At 60.4% G+C, this 14,781-nt stretch carries 14 protein-coding genes, 1 tRNA gene and 1 pseudogene; 9 read left to right on the top strand and 7 right to left on the bottom strand.

The annotated features are described in order from the left end of the window. Nucleotides 1-25 precede the first annotated feature (25 nt). Together dprA and plsY are read right to left on the bottom strand one after the other, a co-directional pair. Nucleotides 26-1,126 (bottom strand): DNA-processing protein DprA, encoded by a 1,101-nt coding sequence (dprA, locus tag VJS46_RS05290; protein WP_324058301.1) that lies wholly within the window; start codon nt 1,124-1,126, stop codon nt 26-28. Nucleotides 1,127-1,140: 14 nt separating this feature from the next. Further along, the gene (gene plsY, locus VJS46_RS05285) at nt 1,141-1,737 is read right to left on the bottom strand and encodes a glycerol-3-phosphate 1-O-acyltransferase PlsY (protein WP_324058300.1); all 597 of its coding nucleotides are present in this window, start codon (nt 1,735-1,737) and stop codon (nt 1,141-1,143) included. Between the two features lie 164 nt (nt 1,738-1,901). On the opposite strand from plsY, the gene murI reads away from it, so the two are divergent. Then, a complete protein-coding gene (gene murI, locus VJS46_RS05280) occupies nt 1,902-2,702 on the top strand; it encodes a glutamate racemase (RefSeq protein WP_324058299.1) in 801 nt (266 codons plus the stop codon). Nucleotides 2,703-2,846: 144 nt separating this feature from the next. Further along, the gene (gene hemA / locus VJS46_RS05275) at nt 2,847-4,067 is read left to right on the top strand and encodes a 5-aminolevulinate synthase (protein WP_324058298.1); all 1,221 of its coding nucleotides are present in this window, start codon (nt 2,847-2,849) and stop codon (nt 4,065-4,067) included. A 94-nt stretch (nt 4,068-4,161) separates the two neighbouring features. Here hemA and VJS46_RS14230 read toward each other — a convergent pair. The 4 genes and pseudogenes from VJS46_RS14230 to VJS46_RS05255 form a co-directional block, all read right to left on the bottom strand. Next, a pseudogene (locus VJS46_RS14230) lies at nt 4,162-4,272 on the bottom strand (PEPxxWA-CTERM sorting domain-containing protein); the annotation flags it as partial. Nucleotides 4,273-4,824: 552 nt separating this feature from the next. Then, nucleotides 4,825-5,259 carry an MAPEG family protein gene (locus VJS46_RS05265; RefSeq protein ID WP_324058296.1) on the bottom strand — a complete coding sequence of 145 codons (435 nt, stop codon included), beginning with the start codon at nt 5,257-5,259 and terminating at the stop codon, nt 4,825-4,827. A 91-nt stretch (nt 5,260-5,350) separates the two neighbouring features. Beyond that, nucleotides 5,351-6,748 carry a dihydrolipoyl dehydrogenase gene (lpdA, locus tag VJS46_RS05260; protein WP_324058295.1) on the bottom strand — a complete coding sequence of 466 codons (1,398 nt, stop codon included), beginning with the start codon at nt 6,746-6,748 and terminating at the stop codon, nt 5,351-5,353. A 61-nt stretch (nt 6,749-6,809) separates the two neighbouring features. Next, nucleotides 6,810-8,084: a pyruvate dehydrogenase complex dihydrolipoamide acetyltransferase gene (locus VJS46_RS05255; RefSeq protein WP_324058294.1), complete on the bottom strand. Its 1,275-nt coding sequence runs from the start codon at nt 8,082-8,084 to the stop codon at nt 6,810-6,812. A gap of 142 nt (nt 8,085-8,226) precedes the next feature. Between VJS46_RS05255 and VJS46_RS05250 the strand changes: the two genes are divergently transcribed. Continuing rightward, nucleotides 8,227-8,682, top strand: a complete 456-nt coding sequence (locus tag VJS46_RS05250; RefSeq protein ID WP_324058293.1) for a universal stress protein — start codon at nt 8,227-8,229, stop codon at nt 8,680-8,682. A gap of 7 nt (nt 8,683-8,689) precedes the next feature. Here the strand turns inward: VJS46_RS05250 and VJS46_RS05245 are convergent, their stop codons facing one another. After that, nucleotides 8,690-9,559, bottom strand: a complete 870-nt coding sequence (locus VJS46_RS05245; RefSeq protein ID WP_324058292.1) for an N-formylglutamate amidohydrolase — start codon at nt 9,557-9,559, stop codon at nt 8,690-8,692. Between the two features lie 249 nt (nt 9,560-9,808). Between VJS46_RS05245 and cpdR the strand changes: the two genes are divergently transcribed. The 6 genes from cpdR (at nt 9,809) to cpaB (ending at nt 14,574) form a co-directional block, all read left to right on the top strand. After that, complete coding sequence (cpdR, locus tag VJS46_RS05240) at nt 9,809-10,186, top strand: cell cycle two-component system response regulator CpdR (RefSeq protein WP_324058291.1); 378 nt, start codon at nt 9,809-9,811, stop codon at nt 10,184-10,186. 86 nt (nt 10,187-10,272) lie between these two features. Further along, a tRNA-Val gene (locus tag VJS46_RS05235) sits at nt 10,273-10,347 on the top strand. A 236-nt stretch (nt 10,348-10,583) separates the two neighbouring features. Beyond that, on the top strand, nt 10,584-11,819 hold the full coding sequence (locus VJS46_RS05230; protein ID WP_324058290.1) for a DUF3419 family protein: 1,236 nt from the start codon (nt 10,584-10,586) through the stop codon (nt 11,817-11,819). Beyond that, complete coding sequence (locus VJS46_RS05225; RefSeq protein ID WP_324058289.1) at nt 11,816-12,487, top strand: class I SAM-dependent methyltransferase; 672 nt, start codon at nt 11,816-11,818, stop codon at nt 12,485-12,487. The genes VJS46_RS05230 and VJS46_RS05225 overlap by 4 nt, the downstream gene beginning before the upstream one ends. An 893-nt stretch (nt 12,488-13,380) precedes the next feature. After that, a complete protein-coding gene (locus VJS46_RS05220) occupies nt 13,381-13,569 on the top strand; it encodes a Flp family type IVb pilin (protein ID WP_324058288.1) in 189 nt (62 codons plus the stop codon). Between the two features lie 87 nt (nt 13,570-13,656). After that, complete coding sequence (gene cpaB, locus VJS46_RS05215; protein ID WP_324058287.1) at nt 13,657-14,574, top strand: Flp pilus assembly protein CpaB; 918 nt, start codon at nt 13,657-13,659, stop codon at nt 14,572-14,574. Nucleotides 14,575-14,781 lie beyond the last annotated feature (207 nt).

The raw sequence follows: 14,781 nt of genomic DNA, 5'->3' as shown, positions 1-14,781 counted from the left end.
ATTGGAACGGCAAGGGGTGATCAGATTACGCCAGCGATACCCTGCCGCCCGCATGGCGTTCCAGCCGCCCCGCAAGCTCGAGTTCCAGCAGTACCGTCTGCACAATGGCAGGGGCCAGGGCGGACTGACGGATGATCTCATCCACCGGCACTGGCGTCAGGCTTAGCAGCACCGCCACGTCGCGCCTTTCCCGGTCGGTCGCATCGATCGGCACCGGCTCATGGGTGAAGTTCAGCCTCTCCTGCCGGACCAATCGCGAATCCATGGGACCAATGGCCTCTATGACATCCCCAGCATTCTGGACGAGCGTTGCGCCTTCGCGGATGAGCAGGTTGCATCCCTGCGCCCTGGGATCCAGGGGGGAGCCCGGCACGGCCATGACTTCCCTTCCCGATTCGGCCGCAAGCCTGGCAGTGATCAGCGACCCCGAGCGCGGGGCAGCCTCCACTACTACGGTCCCGGCGGACAGTCCGGCAATGATCCGGTTGCGGGATGGAAAATGGCGGGCAAGAGGCTGTGTGCCGGGCGGCTGCTCAGCCAGCACCAGCCCGTCCTGCGCCATGCGTTCCTGCAACGTCGCATTTTCAGGAGGAAAAGCGATATCGATGCCGCTCGCGATCACGCCCACGGTCCCGCTTGCCAATGAGCCTTCATGCGCGGCCGTGTCGATGCCACGAGCGAGGCCCGAGACGATCGTGGCTCCTGCGCGGCCCAGATCCTGCGCCAGACCCCGCGCAAAGCGGCAGGCGGCGGCGGACGCATTACGGGCGCCGACCATGGCGATCATCGGACGGTCCAGAAGCTCGAGCCGGCCCTGGTAGATGATGGCCGGCGGGGCATTTTCGATTTCCGCGAGCGGGTGCGGATAATCTTGCTGGCCAAGGAACATGTAGCGGGCACCAAGCGCCCGGACCCGTTCCACCTCCCGCTCAATGTCACTAAGACTGGCAAGACGGGGCGGCCTTCCGCCACCGCGCGCTGCCAAATCGGGGATCGCCTGAAGCGCCGCCTGCGCCGTACCGAAGCGCGCGATCAACTGCGAATAGGTGACGGGTCCAATATTGGCCGAACGAATGAGCTGCAGCCGGGCAAGCTTGTCCCGCGCGCCAAATTTATCTGCTGTCACTGCTTGTGAGGGTCCTAATGAGAATTGCCAACCCTGGGCTCAGTGCCGGTCAGGAGACGCATGATGTTCCCGCGATGCTTCCACAGCAGGACGATGGTGAGGCCCAGGAAAAGCGGCACAAGATCGAACCGGCCAAAGGCAGCCGCACTGACGGGCGCGGAGATCGCCGCCAGCATGCCCCCGACCGAGGAATAGCGCAGCGTCGCAAAAGCAGCGAGCCATACGCCCGCATAGACGAGGCCGCAGGGCCAATGAAGCGCGAGCGCTATGCCGAGATAGGTCGCGACGCCCTTGCCGCCATTGAAGCGCAGCCAGACTGGATAGCAATGGCCGAAAAATGCGCCTGCGCCAGCCAACAGGGCACCTTCGCGTGCCAGCATGCCCCCCACAAGAACCGCCACGGCACCTTTTGCGACGTCCAGGATCAGTGTGGCCGCCGCTATGCCCTTCCGCCCGGTGCGCAGCACGTTGGTGGCGCCGATATTGCCGGAGCCGATCTTGCGCAGATCCCCCGCCCCGACCGCCTTGGCGAGAAGGAGCCCAAAAGGTATGGAGCCAAGCAGATAACCCAGCAAAAGCGCCGCAGAAGGCGCAAGCCACAGATCAAACATGAAATTCGCCTTCGCCCTTCAGTTTTTCGACTATAAAGCCTTTGCCATGCACCGCAATCACCTTACAGTACGTATCCGCAATAACCTGTCGGGTTAATGTGCACTATGTCCTCCTGATTGCGGCGGAAAGCACAATATGACCGCCAACGAAACGAACGGCCCATATGATCCCGGAAAATGCACCGCTACTTTTTTTTGATTCAGGTGTTGGGGGGCTTTCCATTCTTGAGCCTGCACGCAAGCTGCTGCCGCAGGCGCCGGTCATTTACGCCGCGGACTCGGCTTTCTATCCCTATGGCACCAAGACCGAGGCGGAAATCTCCGCGCGCGTGCCGGCGCTGCTCGGGCGGCTTGTGGAACGCTATCATCCTCGCCTCGCCGTCATAGCCTGCAACACGGCGTCGACCATTGCGCTTTCGGTTGTCCGCGCGGCGTTGGACATTCCCGTCGTCGGCACCGTTCCTGCGGTGAAGCCCGCTGCTCTTGGGTCCCGGTCGCGCGTGATTGGAGTTTTGGGAACGCAGGCGACGGTGCGTCAGCCCTATGTCAACCGCCTGGCGCAGGAATTTGGCGCGGATTGCCTCGTGCTGCGCCATGGCAGCCGCGAACTGGTCGACTATGCGGAGGCAAAGCTCAGGGGCGAAGTCCTTGATCCCGCGGTGCCTGCGCGGGCGCTTGAGGGCTTGTTTGCGCAGGAGGGCGGCGACAGGATGGATGTCGTGGTTCTAGCCTGTACGCACTTCCCGCTGGTTGAAGCGGACCTGGCGGCCGCAAGCCCCCGCCCGCTCACTTTCATGCATGGAGGCGAAGGGATAGCCCGCCGCATCGATTATCTCACACAGGGGCAGAAATGGCCTGAGCGTCCAGTGCCAGGCATCGCCGTCTTCACGAGGCTGGGACCGGACACCGAAGCATTGGCGCCCGCCCTGCGGCAGTTCGGATTGACAGAGATTGTTGACCTCTAGCCGCCGATGGGCGGTGACGGAACCTCGGAAAAACACCTATTTATTGCGAACCATTATTGCTGGAAATTGCCGTCCGAAGGCTGTAAAGGCGCGATTATCAGGGCATGTGAAACATCGGGGCAAAGGCTGCGAGCGGGACATCAGGTGAATTACAAGCATATTTTTTCGCAGGCGATCGACCGCTTGCATGCCGAAGGCCGCTACCGCGTCTTCATAGACATCCTCCGCAACAAGGGCGCTTTTCCCAACGCCCGCTGCTTTGCCGGGCATAATGGCCCCAAGCCGATCACCGTCTGGTGCTCCAATGACTACCTAGCCATGGGACAGCATCCCAAGGTCGTTGCTGCCATGGAGGAAGCGCTTCACGATGTGGGCGCGGGCTCGGGCGGCACCCGGAATATCGGCGGAAACACGCATTATCATGTCGATCTGGAAACCGAGCTTGCCGACCTTCACGGCAAGGAGGGCGCCCTTCTTTTCACGAGCGGCTATGTGTCCAACGATGCGACGCTTTCCACGCTCGCCAAGATCCTTCCGGGCTGCATCATCTTTTCCGACGAGCTCAATCACGCATCGATGATCGCGGGCATTCGGAACTCCGGCTGCGAGAAGCGGGTGTTCCGCCACAATGATGTTGCTCACCTTCGCGAATTACTGGAAGCCGCCGATCCGGACGCGCCGAAGCTGATTGCCTTCGAATCGGTCTATTCGATGGATGGCGATGTGGCTCCGATCGCGGCGATCTGCGACCTTGCGGATGAATTCAACGCCCTCACCTATCTGGACGAGGTTCATGCCGTCGGCATGTACGGCAAGCGCGGCGGCGGTATTTCGGAACGGGATGAGGTGGCGCACCGCCTCACCATTATTGAAGGCACGCTGGGCAAGGCCTTCGGCGTCATGGGTGGCTATGTCGCAACCGACCAGGTCATCATTGACGTCATTCGCTCTTACGCGCCCGGCTTCATCTTCACCACCAGCCTGTCGCCGGTGCTGGTCGCGGGTGTCCTGGCCGCCGTTCGGCACCTCAAGGAATCCGATACCGAACGGGAAGGGCAGCAAGCCGCCGCACAGACGCTGAAGGACATGTTCAGGGCCGCCGGTCTTCCCGTCATGCCGTCAACGACGCACATCGTTCCGCTGATGGTGGGCGATCCGGTGAAGGCGAAGCGGATCAGCGATATTCTGCTTGCCGAATATGGCGTCTATGTTCAGCCCATCAACTATCCCACCGTTCCCCGCGGGACGGAGCGCCTGCGCTTCACGCCGGGGCCATCGCATACGGCGGATATGATGCGGGACCTTACCGAGGCACTGGTGGAGATCTGGGGCCGCGAGGACCTGGAACTTCGGAAAGCGGCCTAACGGGCAGCAAGACCTGCGGTCGTTTTGGGTCAAATGAAACGTTCCATTTGTCCCTATTTCCGTCGTCCCTGCGCAGGCCGACGGTTCAGCTTTTTTACTGAATGACCGCAAATAGCCCCTTCCCACTGCGCCGGAGCCTCAGGGCTCCACCTATGACAGCAAAGCCCGTAATCAACATCGCCCAGCCTGAAGGTTCCGGCACGGCGCTGATCCGTTCGATGCTGACGTCCAGCCGGACAGGATCGTTGGAGGCAAAGTAGAAGTCACCCAATAGGGCGTCGGCATAATAGAAGCCGACCTCATCCACATAACCGATCTCATCACCCCAGAAACCTGCGCTGATGCGATATGGCCGGTCAACGCGGATAATCCTGCTCAGCGTGCTGCCCTGAATTGGATAATCCCAATATGCCGGGACATCATTCCCGCCATACCACGTCCCATCCGATACGCCCAAAAAGTCATAGCTGAGGTTATGGATGATCGTCAGCACACTTCCCTCGGCGAGCGGACGATCAACCATCAGGCGCGCATGATAGACGCCCGTGCCAAGGCCGAGAGGAAGGGAAAGTCCGGCATTATGCCATTCCCCTTCGGGATGAAGGATGATTGTAGCGGCTGGCGCGGGCATAGTAGTGCCCAACATCGCCGCGGCCAAAGCTACCGGCCATTTCATGAAAGCCACACCCCCGATCCTCGATAGGGGACTATAGCCTATACTTGATCGGACTTACCGCGTTTAAGGTCCAGATCGGACCTAGAATGCATTGGCCCTGATGAAATCAATCGCAAAGCCAACCCACATCGCCAACAATATCGCGCAGGAAAGAAGATATATGAAAAAGCGCCGCGGTATCGGCCCTCTACCGATGTGGATCAGGCTATGGACAAGTCGCAGCACCACATAGAGCCATGCCAATATGATCTGCACCTGCCCCGCCAGGTGCGTCAGCAGCAAGAGCGGTATCAGCGCATAAAACAGCACAGGCATTTCAAAGAGATTGCGCAAATTGTTCGCGGGCAGCTCAACCGGTTCGAAATAGCGTAATGCAGCAGAGCCGGTAGCGAAGTCCTCCGGACGTGGCGGCGTACGCCTCAAATGCCTTATCCGCTGCCAGAAAAGCACGAACCAGACGCAATAAGTCAGGCCAGCCATAACAAAGACCGGCCAGAGAATTGCCATTTGCCCCATGCGAACGCTCCCTTCAGGCACTATCGGCGCGATACAGCGATCCGCATATGGCTTGGCAAGAATCGCTCGCGGCCCCCGGATTTCCTGGGCATCAGATATGCAGCGCCCGGCCATAGGCGCTGAGCACGCTTTCGTGCATCATTTCGCTGAGCGTGGGATGCGGAAAGACCGTGTGCATGAGTTCCGCTTCGGTCGTTTCCAGCGTCTTGCCGACCGCATAACCCTGGATCAATTCGGTCACTTCGGCGCCCACCATGTGCGCGCCGAGCAATTCGCCGGTGGCTTCGTCAAAAACCGTCTTGATGAAGCCTTCCGCCTCCCCCAGCGCAATGGCCTTGCCATTGCCGATGAAGGGGAATTTGCCGACCTTCACCTTATAGCCGGCCTCCTTGGCCTTGGCCTCGGTCAGGCCGACAGACGCCACCTGCGGATGGCAATAGGTGCAGCCCGGAATATTGTTCCGGTCCATGGGGTGCGGATGCTGGCCCGCGATCTGCTCTACCGCGATGACGCCTTCATGGCTTGCCTTGTGGGCCAACCAGGGGCCGGCGGTGCAGTCGCCGATGGCGTAAACGCCCTGCACATTGGTGCGGCAATATTCGTCGGTTTTGATGTGACCCCGCTGATCGAGTTGGACGCCTAGTTCCTTAAGGCCGATGTCCTCAACATTGGGGACGATCCCTACGGCGACGATCACATGACTGAACTCTTCGGTCGTCACCTTGCCATCCTTGCCCTTGATCTCGGCCGAGATGCCCTTGCCCGTATCAGCGATCTTCTGCACGCCAGTCGAAGCGCGGATATCCATGCCCTGCTTCGTCAGTGCCTTGGTCATGAAATCGCTGATTTCAGCATCTTCCACTGGAAGGATGCGGTCCAGCATCTCGACGACAGTGACCTTTGCGCCCATGTCATTGTAGAAGCTCGCAAATTCGATGCCGATCGCGCCCGAACCAATGACCAGCAGCTTGCCCGGCATGTCCGGCGGCGTCATCGCGTGGCGATAGGTCCAGATGCGCTTGCCGTCAGATTTCGCGAAAGGCAGCTCACGTGCCCGCGCGCCGGTTGCAATGATGATGTTCTTTGCCTCCAGGTCGGTAGCCTTGCCGTCCTTGGTCACCGACAGCCGCCCCTTGCCCGTGAGCTTGCCGTCGCCGAAATAGACCGTGACCTTGTTCTTTTTCATCAGGCCCGTGACGCCCTGATTGAGCTGCTTTGCGACGCCGCGCGACCGCTGGATCACCTTGTCGAGATCAAAAGAGGGCTTTTCAACGGACAGGCCATATTTCTCGGCCTGCTTCATATAATGATAGATCTCGCTCGTCCGCAACAGCGCCTTGGTGGGAATGCAGCCCCAGTTGAGGCAGATGCCACCTAGATTCTCCCGTTCGACAATTGCGGTCTTGAGCCCCAACTGGCTCGCGCGAATTGCGGCAACATAGCCGCCAGGTCCGGAACCCAGAACGATCAGGTCGAATGTGTCAGCCATGGAAACTCCCTGCGCGCGACCGCTTCCTTCGTCGGCACGCGTCCTCAATAAGAACTATGATTTAGGCAAGCATCCCGAGCGGGTTTTCCACCAGTTCCTTGAACACCTTCATCAGCCTTGCGCCATCTGCGCCGTCGATGGCCCGGTGGTCGAAGCTGCCCGTGGCGGACATCACGGTCGCGATCTGCAGGGCGTCATCAATGACATAGGGACGCTTGTCCCCGGCGCCGATCGCCATGATCATGCCCTGGGGAGGATTGATGACGGCTTCGAACTGCTTGATGCCGAACATACCCATGTTGGACAGCGAGGCTGTGCCGCCCTGATATTCATGCGGCGCGAGCTTCCCGTCCTTGGCCCGCTGGGCGAGATCCTTCATCTCGGTCGAGATAGCGGCGACGCCCTTGCTGTCAGCGCTGGTTACCACTGGGGTGATGAGCCCCGCCGGGATCGACACGGCAACGGAGATGTCCGCGCGGGAGAATTTCAGCATCGTGTCGCCGGCAAACTGCACATTGCACTCGGGCACCTGCATCAGCGACGCGGCCAGCGCCTTGATCAGCAGGTCATTGACCGACAGCTTGACGCCACGCCCAGCGAGGCCGGCATTGAGTTCGCCGCGAAGCTTCAGCAGCTTATCGAGCTGAATATCGACCGTGAGATAAATGTGCGGCACCGTCTGCTTGGATTCGGTGAGGCGCCGGGCAATGGTCTTGCGCATGTTCGAGAGCTTGACCGCCTCGTGCGGAATGCCGAAATCCTGCGGGCCGCTGGGTGCGGACGTCACAGGTGCCCGAGCAGACTCGGCTTCCGGGGCCGTCCTGGCCACCGCCTTACCTGCCTCCACATCCGCTTTGATGATGCGTCCGCCCGGGCCCGAGCCGGTGATGGCGGAAAGATCCAACCCCTTTTGCTCGGCCAGACGACGGGCAAGAGGGCTGGCCTTGACCCTGTTTTCCGGCTGAGGCGCCGAAACCGGCTTAACCGGAACCGGATCGTGCCGGGGCTCCGATACAGGAGCTGGCGCGGCAACGGCCTCTGCCTTGGCTTTGGGTCCTTCAGCCGCCGGAGTACCGACATTGCCGGTATCCTCCCCCTCTTCGGCCAGGACCGCAATGACGGTGCCGACCTTCACATTATCCGCCCCTTCCGGGATCAAAATCTTGGCGACCGTTCCTTCATCCACAGCCTCGAACTCCATCGTCGCCTTGTCGGTCTCGATCTCGGCGAGCAGATCTCCGGCCGAAACGGTGTCACCCTCCTTCACCAGCCATTTGGCCAGGGTGCCTTCCTCCATCGTTGGTGAAAGGGCGGGCATTTGGATGTTGATTGCCATGGGGAGTCGGTGCCTTCTCTTTATTTGATTCCGCAACGAATGCCCGTTACTTGACGGTTTGAAGCCGCCGGTCAAGGCCAAGGCTTGAAACGACGCCGATTATGGCGCAGATTCCGCCACCAAAAGGCCCGGAGGATGCCTGATGAGAACCTATTTGGTTGTTGTCGATGAGACAAAGGAGGCAAGCGTCGCGCTGCGCTTCGCTGCCCGCCGCGCCGCTAAAACCGGGGGATCGGTGAAGATCGTGGCCCTGGTTCCCCCTCCCGAATTTGTCCAATGGGGTGGGGTTCAGGCCACAATTGAAGAAGAAGCGCATCAGCGCGCCGAAGCCCTTGTGGCGGGAGCCGCCGGATCGCTGATGGAGGAAACGGGCATAAGGCCTTCCATTACCGTGCGCTCGGGCGATCCGGTGCAGGTCGTCCGCAGGATGCTGATGGAGGACAATCAGATTGCAGCGCTGGTGCTCGGCGCCGCCGCCACGGGCGCTCCTGGCCCCCTGGTGAGCCATTTCGCCGGAAATGACGCTGGATCCCTGCCCTGCCCCGTGATGGTCATTCCGGGCTCATTGAGCCGCGAAGCGATTGACCGGCTGAGCTAGAAAGCCCCTATTCCGCCGCTTGCGCGAAATCCTCAAGGGGCAGCTCTCCAGCCAATCCCTCCGCCAGTTCCAGCACGATCCGTTGCAGCCTCGCAAGCCCCGACGCGGGCCATCTTAACGAGGCATCGAGATAGAGCGAGCGGTCAATCTCAAGCTGAAGCGCGTGGATATTACGCGACGGCGCGCCATGCCGTTCAAGCAGGTAATTGCCAGGATAGGGATGATTCTGCGCCGCCTTCAGTCCATGTGCCGTGGCGATCTCCGCGGCGAGACTGGACAGGCGCGCGCCCGCGCTCCGTCCGAAACGGTCGCCGATCACGACGGCAGGCGCGCTCTCTTGCCCCAGGGACAAGGGGGGCATGCTGTGGACATCGAGCAATATCGCAAGCCCAAATCGCTCGTGGGCCATGGCGAGCGAGCGGTCCAGCGCCGAGTGATAAGGCCGGTGATATTGGGCTATCCGCCGTTCCACCTCGTCCCATGCAATCGGGCCCTTCCATAGATCGCCGATAGAGGAAAGCCGCCGGGGTATAAGGCCCAGGCCGCCGCGCACCTTCGCGCTCGCCAAGAAAGGCGCACGGAAAGGCGCCCCGCTCACCATGCCCGGATCGATTTCGTTTTCGGCCCGATTGAGATCTATGACCGCCCTCGCCGGCCGGGCGACGAAAACGCAATGGCCTGCGCTGATCAAGCCATGGACCAGCAGGTCCGCCAGCCGGTCCTCAAGCCTTTCAAGACTTTCCCGGCCGTTCCTCGCATGATCCAATATGCTGGCGGGGTAATTGCGGCCCGCATGGGGCACCGAAATCACCAACGGGCTTTGCGGCACGTCAGGGCCATAGCGATAGAAGGCGTGACAGACGGAAGCGGGGGCCATTGGTGCTGGAAATTGCACGCCTCGCTCCTTTCTGTCCCAAAAAATGCGCATCGGCTGGAAAATATTAAGGGCTTGTCGCATAAGGATACAAGCAATTCCATGCCGGCAGGAGTGGAATCGCTTTTTGAGATGACCCGCCAAGTGTATAATGCGGTCAGGGGCTCCGGTTCGCCGGTCAGGAAGCATTGGAAATTGTCTTGAGGGCATCTCCGCCATGGCGGTTGGATGCCCTGTCGGTCGAGGGTTTTGATGGTCCGGATTTTGCTTGCTGAGGACGACGAGGTGATGCGCCAATATCTTGCGCGCGCGCTGCAGAAATCCGGATATGACGTGGTTGCCGTAGATCGCGGCACGGCGGCGCTGCCGCTGCTCGAAGCCGAGCATTTCGACCTGTTGCTGACCGACATCGTCATGCCGGAAATGGACGGCATCGAGCTTGCCCAGCATGTCGCAACCGTCGCGCCCGATATGCGGGTGATGTTCATCACCGGATTTGCGGCCGTGACCCTGAAGGCCGGAAAAGCCGTGCCCCAGGCAAAGGTCCTGTCCAAGCCGTTTCACCTGCGCGATCTGGTGCTGGAGGTGGACCGCCTCTTTGGCGTCAACAGCGCCAGTGGGCTCAACTGAACTTTTTGCTGAATTCTTTTTGACGGGTGGCGCCGATTCCGGCTTGCACCAGAATCAAACCCCCGCTAATGGCTGCCTTCCCGTGTGGGCGTGTAGCTCAGTGGTAGAGCACTGTGTTGACATCGCAGGGGTCGCAAGTTCAATCCTTGCCACGCCCACCATTCAAAAACCCCGCAGAGATGCGGGGTTTTTTATTGGGCGCTGAGGGAGTTGCGTCCTTAATCAGAGGCCGTCGTCCCTGCGCTGGCAGGGACCCGCTTCTTGTTCTGGCACCGTAGAAGATAAAGCGGGGTCCCGCCTGCGCAGGGACGATGGAAATGCTTGCTGCCAATCCACCCCGTAACCGAAGCGTCACGTGAATGTCTTAGGCCGCCGCCAACCTCGGCAGGAGACACAGATGGAAGCGGCATTCGAACGGGACCCCCATGCAAGACTGAAGCAGGCGGTGCACCGCCATGACGAGCTCAGCAGACAAGGTCTGCTGGAGCGCGCCTTCACCTTCGCCTTCCGGGGATTGGTCTATGCCCAGATCTGGGAAGACCCGGTCGTGGATCTGGAGGCGTTGCAGCTTGGCCCCGGCATGCACCTCGTCACAATCGCGAGCGGCGGTTGCAACGTGCTCTCCTATCTTACGGCCGACCCGGCTCATATCACGGCGGTCGACCTCAACACCGCCCATATCGCGCTTAACCGGCTGAAGGTCGCGGCGGCCCAGCATCTTCCCGATCACGACAGCTTCTACCGCTTTTTCGGGGAGGCGAACCGGTCGGAGAACATACATGCCTATCGGCAGTTCATCGCTCCCTATCTGGATGAAACATCCCGCCGCTATTGGGAGGGGCGCGACCTGATCGGGCGGCGGCGCATCAGCGGCTTTGCGCGCAATTTCTACCGTCAGGGGCTGCTCGGCCGCTTCATCGGCGGGTCGCAGTGGCTCGCCCGCCTCTATGGCGTGGATCCCCGCGAAATATTGGCGGCCAATTCCATCGATGAACAGCGCGCCATCTTCGAAACCCGCTTTGCCCCGGTTTTCGAGAAACGCTTCATCCGCTGGCTCACCAGCAATCCGGCCTCCTTGTTCGGCCTTGGCATTCCGCCAGCGCAATATGAAGCCCTGCTCGGCGACGAACGGGAGGGCATGGTAAAGGTGTTGCGCGACCGGCTGGAGAAGCTCGCCTGCGATTTCGACATTCGCCAGAATTATTTCGCGTGGCAGGCTTTCGGCCAAGGCTATGGCGGACCGCAAGCACCCGTGCCGCCCTATCTGGAGGAGGCGAATTACCGCGCCGTCGTCGAGAGGGCCGGGCGCGTCGAAGTTCGCCACATGAATTTTGTGGATTATCTTCGCGCTTCCCCGGCGGGCAGCCTGCACCGCTATATCCTGCTCGACGCGCAGGACTGGATGACCGACGCGCAGCTCACGGATTTGTGGACGGAGATCAGCCGCACCGCCCGTCCGGGGGCGCGAGTCGTGTTCCGCACCGCCGCCGAGCCGACGCTTCTCCCCGGCCGCGTGCCGGACGCAATCCTGTCGCGCTGGCGTTATGAGGAAGCGGCGTCGCGCGAATTCACGCGGCGCGACCGCTCGTCCATCTATGGCGGCGTTCATCTTTATGTGCTGGCGGATTCATGAACGCCAGCGCATCGCTGACCGCGGGCGCGCACATGGACCGCATCTACCGCCGCCAGCGGCATATCTATGACCTCACCCGCAAATATTATCTGCTGGGCCGGGACGCATTGCTCCGCGATCTCGCCCCTCCTTCCGGCGGCAGCGTGATCGAGATCGGCTGCGGAACGGGCCGCAACCTCATCCAGGCGGCGCGGCTTTGGCCGGAGGCGCGGCTCTTCGGGCTGGATGTGTCACCCGCCATGCTGGAAACGGCGCGGGGGAATATCGGGCGGGCGCGCCTTGCAGGACGAATCATGGTCGCCGAAGGTGACGCGACGGGTTTTGACGCCGCAGGCTTGTTTGGGCAGGCGCGTTTCGACCGGGTCTTCCTCTCCTATACGCTTTCGATGATCCCGGACTGGCATGGCGCGCTTGATCAGGCCGCCAGCCTTCTGGGTCCGGGCGGAGAGCTTCATATAGTGGATTTTGGCCAGCAGGAGCGGCTGCCAAGGGCTTTCCGGGCCATGCTTTTCAACTGGCTCCGCAAATTCGACGTGACGCCGCGATCGGAGCTGTTCAGCGCGGCTGAACAGATTGCTGCCTCCCGGATGCTGGCTTGCAAGAGCCGCTCCCGGTTTCGCGGCTATGCCTGGTCATTGTGCATGTCTTCGGCAGGTGAAGGCATTTGATCTCATAAAAGGTTGTTGAAGGCCTTTCAGAATAATCGCCGGTAAGGCAGCGGGGTCCCTGCCTGCGCAGGGACGACGGGGAAAAACCGAAGGCCAAAAGGAAACCCTCTCCCACGGGGAGAGGGATACGCAGGCTTGGACCGATGCAATCGGGCTTAGTCGAAGTTGGGTGAGGGGTTCCACGTTGCTGATGGGGCACAACCCTCACCAACTCCGGTTGGGGCTGCACGCAGCCAAGCCTCCATATCCTCTCCCCCCGCCCTCAGCTCGCCTCCCTACCCCTTCAGGGGTAGAGCTATGCCTTTTGGCCTACTCCTCTGAAGAGCGGGTTCACCACCCTCCTGAGCCAGCCTAAATCGTTCCGGGCGATGAAACGTTTTCGTGCGTCGATGAACTGAGAAAAAGCCTCAAATCGCGGCGCAGGTTTAGCCAATCGCATATAGCCTGAACAGATTTAGTAAATATCACATTTACTCAATGTATTATCGTGGCGTTTCAAGTTATGTGTAAATATTATTTGAAATACAAGCCGCTGATATTGCGATCTTTCATCGTTACGGCGCAAGAACGGCTTTAACATTTCCATGTATATAACGGCATATAACCAAAGTTATATTAGTATTGATTCGATTTTTGTCTGTCAGGAAAATTTACAGATTTTCAAAGATGGTTAACAAAATCTAAATTCAAGCCTTTGTAAACAAAGGATTAAAATTGCAACATTGACTTGGCACGGCCTTTGCGAGTTACTTTGGTGCAATCCGATGGGATCGGCTTTTTCCTGAAAAGATGCCTATAGGCACTCAGGGTCGCAAAAAAGGTTGAGGCCCCGCCCCAGAGGATTTGGCAAGAGGCCGGACATCTCGTCCGGTGGGCAATAGGGGTAAATTGAAATGACGATCCTTAAGAAACTCTGGAATGACGAGTCCGGCGCTTCCGCCGCTGAATATGCGTTGATCTTGGCCTTGGTTGGCACCGGAATTGCGGTTGCCGCCTATAATCTGGGTGATGCCATCGGCGATGAAATGAACAGCGCCAAGGACTGCATTGCATCGACGACTACTCCGCCGACCTGCAGCTAATATCGACATTTGATGCCCCTGCCGGAGCCCCGAAGTCCGGCAGGGCTTCAATCCCAACTTTCGGCCTAATCCGGGGGGACTGCGGCCATGGCGCAGAATCGTTCACTCATCATCCTGGGCTTTGCAATCTTGCTTGGCCTAGTCGCGGTATTCATCGCCAACAGCTATCTGACTGGCGTTGAAAAGAAGCAGGCAACCGTCGACCAGGGCATGGTCAAGGTCGCAGTGGCCCGTGTGCCGTTGGAATATGGCGCTGTCATTACACCTGACAATATCCGCTTTGTCGATTGGCCGCGTGGTTCGCTTCCCCAAGGCACGTTCAGCAACGCTGCGCAGCTTACCTCGGTAGGCAAGACCCGCGCCGTGCTGCGGCCGATTGCAGCCAATGAACCTATTTTGATGTCGCGCCTGACGGGCGAAGGCGGACGGGCGAGCCTTTCCGCCGTTCTGCGTCCTGAAATGCGCGCTGTCGCCGTCCGCATCGGCGATGTGTCGGCCGCTGGCGGCTTCGTGCTGCCGGGTGACAGCGTCGACGTGCTGGTGACGCGTACGATGCAGGCTGGTGAGAGTTCCGAGCAGATCACCGACGTCCTGCTGCAGAATGTCCGCGTGATCGCCATCGATCTCGACTCCAACGACGCGAAGACCGACCCCAAGATCGGCAAGACCGCCACGCTTGAGGTGGGCCAGGTCGATGCGCAAAAGCTTGCGCTCGCCCAGAATGTCGGCAGCCTGACGCTGGTCCTCCGCAACCTTGCGGACAAGGACAATCCGGTCGTCGCCACCGTGGGCACCGAGGACCTGCGCGATGGCGCCTATGTGGGCAGCTATTCGGGATCGTCTCGCCCGTCCATCTCCACGGCCGGCTATGTCGCGCCCCGCTGGCGCCCCGTCCGCCGCGCACGCGCCACCGCCAAGTCATCCACGCCTTCCACCGCCACCGTCCAGATCGTGCGCGGCCTGCAAGGCTCCAGCTATGAGGTAAGCCGCCATGCGGGGTTTTGAAACAATCGCACTCCCTCTCCCCAGCGGGGAGAGGGCCGGGGTGAGGGGGAGCGAGGCAAAGCCGAGCGTCCAAGCCATCGGCGTGGCACACCCTCACCCAACCCTCTCCCTTGAGGGAGAGGGCTATAGGACCCCCAAGATGAGAACGGCACTCGCCAAATTCCTCCCCGGCACGGGGAGGAGCTGAAGGCAGCCGCCCTGGCCCTC

Source organism: Rhizorhapis sp. (genome assembly GCF_035276005.1).
In the GTDB taxonomy this organism is placed as follows: Bacteria; Pseudomonadota; Alphaproteobacteria; order Sphingomonadales; family Sphingomonadaceae; genus Rhizorhapis.
Note: the sequence above shows the minus strand (reverse complement) of the source record. Positions and strands in the feature narration are given on the sequence as shown.

Excerpts from the sequence above, each read along its gene's own strand:
- plsY (WP_324058300.1), bottom strand. The coding sequence starts at position 1,737 with ATGTTTGATCTGTGGCTTGCGCCTTCTGCGGCGCTTTTGCTGGGTTAT.
- murI (WP_324058299.1), top strand. The coding sequence starts at position 1,902 with ATGATCCCGGAAAATGCACCGCTACTTTTTTTTGATTCAGGTGTTGGG.
- VJS46_RS05265 (WP_324058296.1), bottom strand. The coding sequence starts at position 5,259 with ATGGGGCAAATGGCAATTCTCTGGCCGGTCTTTGTTATGGCTGGCCTG.
- lpdA (WP_324058295.1), bottom strand. The coding sequence starts at position 6,748 with ATGGCTGACACATTCGACCTGATCGTTCTGGGTTCCGGACCTGGCGGC.
- VJS46_RS05255 (WP_324058294.1), bottom strand. The coding sequence starts at position 8,084 with ATGGCAATCAACATCCAAATGCCCGCCCTTTCACCAACGATGGAGGAA.
- VJS46_RS05250 (WP_324058293.1), top strand. The coding sequence starts at position 8,227 with ATGAGAACCTATTTGGTTGTTGTCGATGAGACAAAGGAGGCAAGCGTC.
- VJS46_RS05245 (WP_324058292.1), bottom strand. The coding sequence starts at position 9,559 with ATGGCCCCCGCTTCCGTCTGTCACGCCTTCTATCGCTATGGCCCTGAC.
- cpdR (WP_324058291.1), top strand. The coding sequence starts at position 9,809 with ATGGTCCGGATTTTGCTTGCTGAGGACGACGAGGTGATGCGCCAATAT.
- VJS46_RS05230 (WP_324058290.1), top strand. The coding sequence starts at position 10,584 with ATGGAAGCGGCATTCGAACGGGACCCCCATGCAAGACTGAAGCAGGCG.
- VJS46_RS05225 (WP_324058289.1), top strand. The coding sequence starts at position 11,816 with ATGAACGCCAGCGCATCGCTGACCGCGGGCGCGCACATGGACCGCATC.
- VJS46_RS05220 (WP_324058288.1), top strand. The coding sequence starts at position 13,381 with ATGACGATCCTTAAGAAACTCTGGAATGACGAGTCCGGCGCTTCCGCC.
- cpaB (WP_324058287.1), top strand. The coding sequence starts at position 13,657 with ATGGCGCAGAATCGTTCACTCATCATCCTGGGCTTTGCAATCTTGCTT.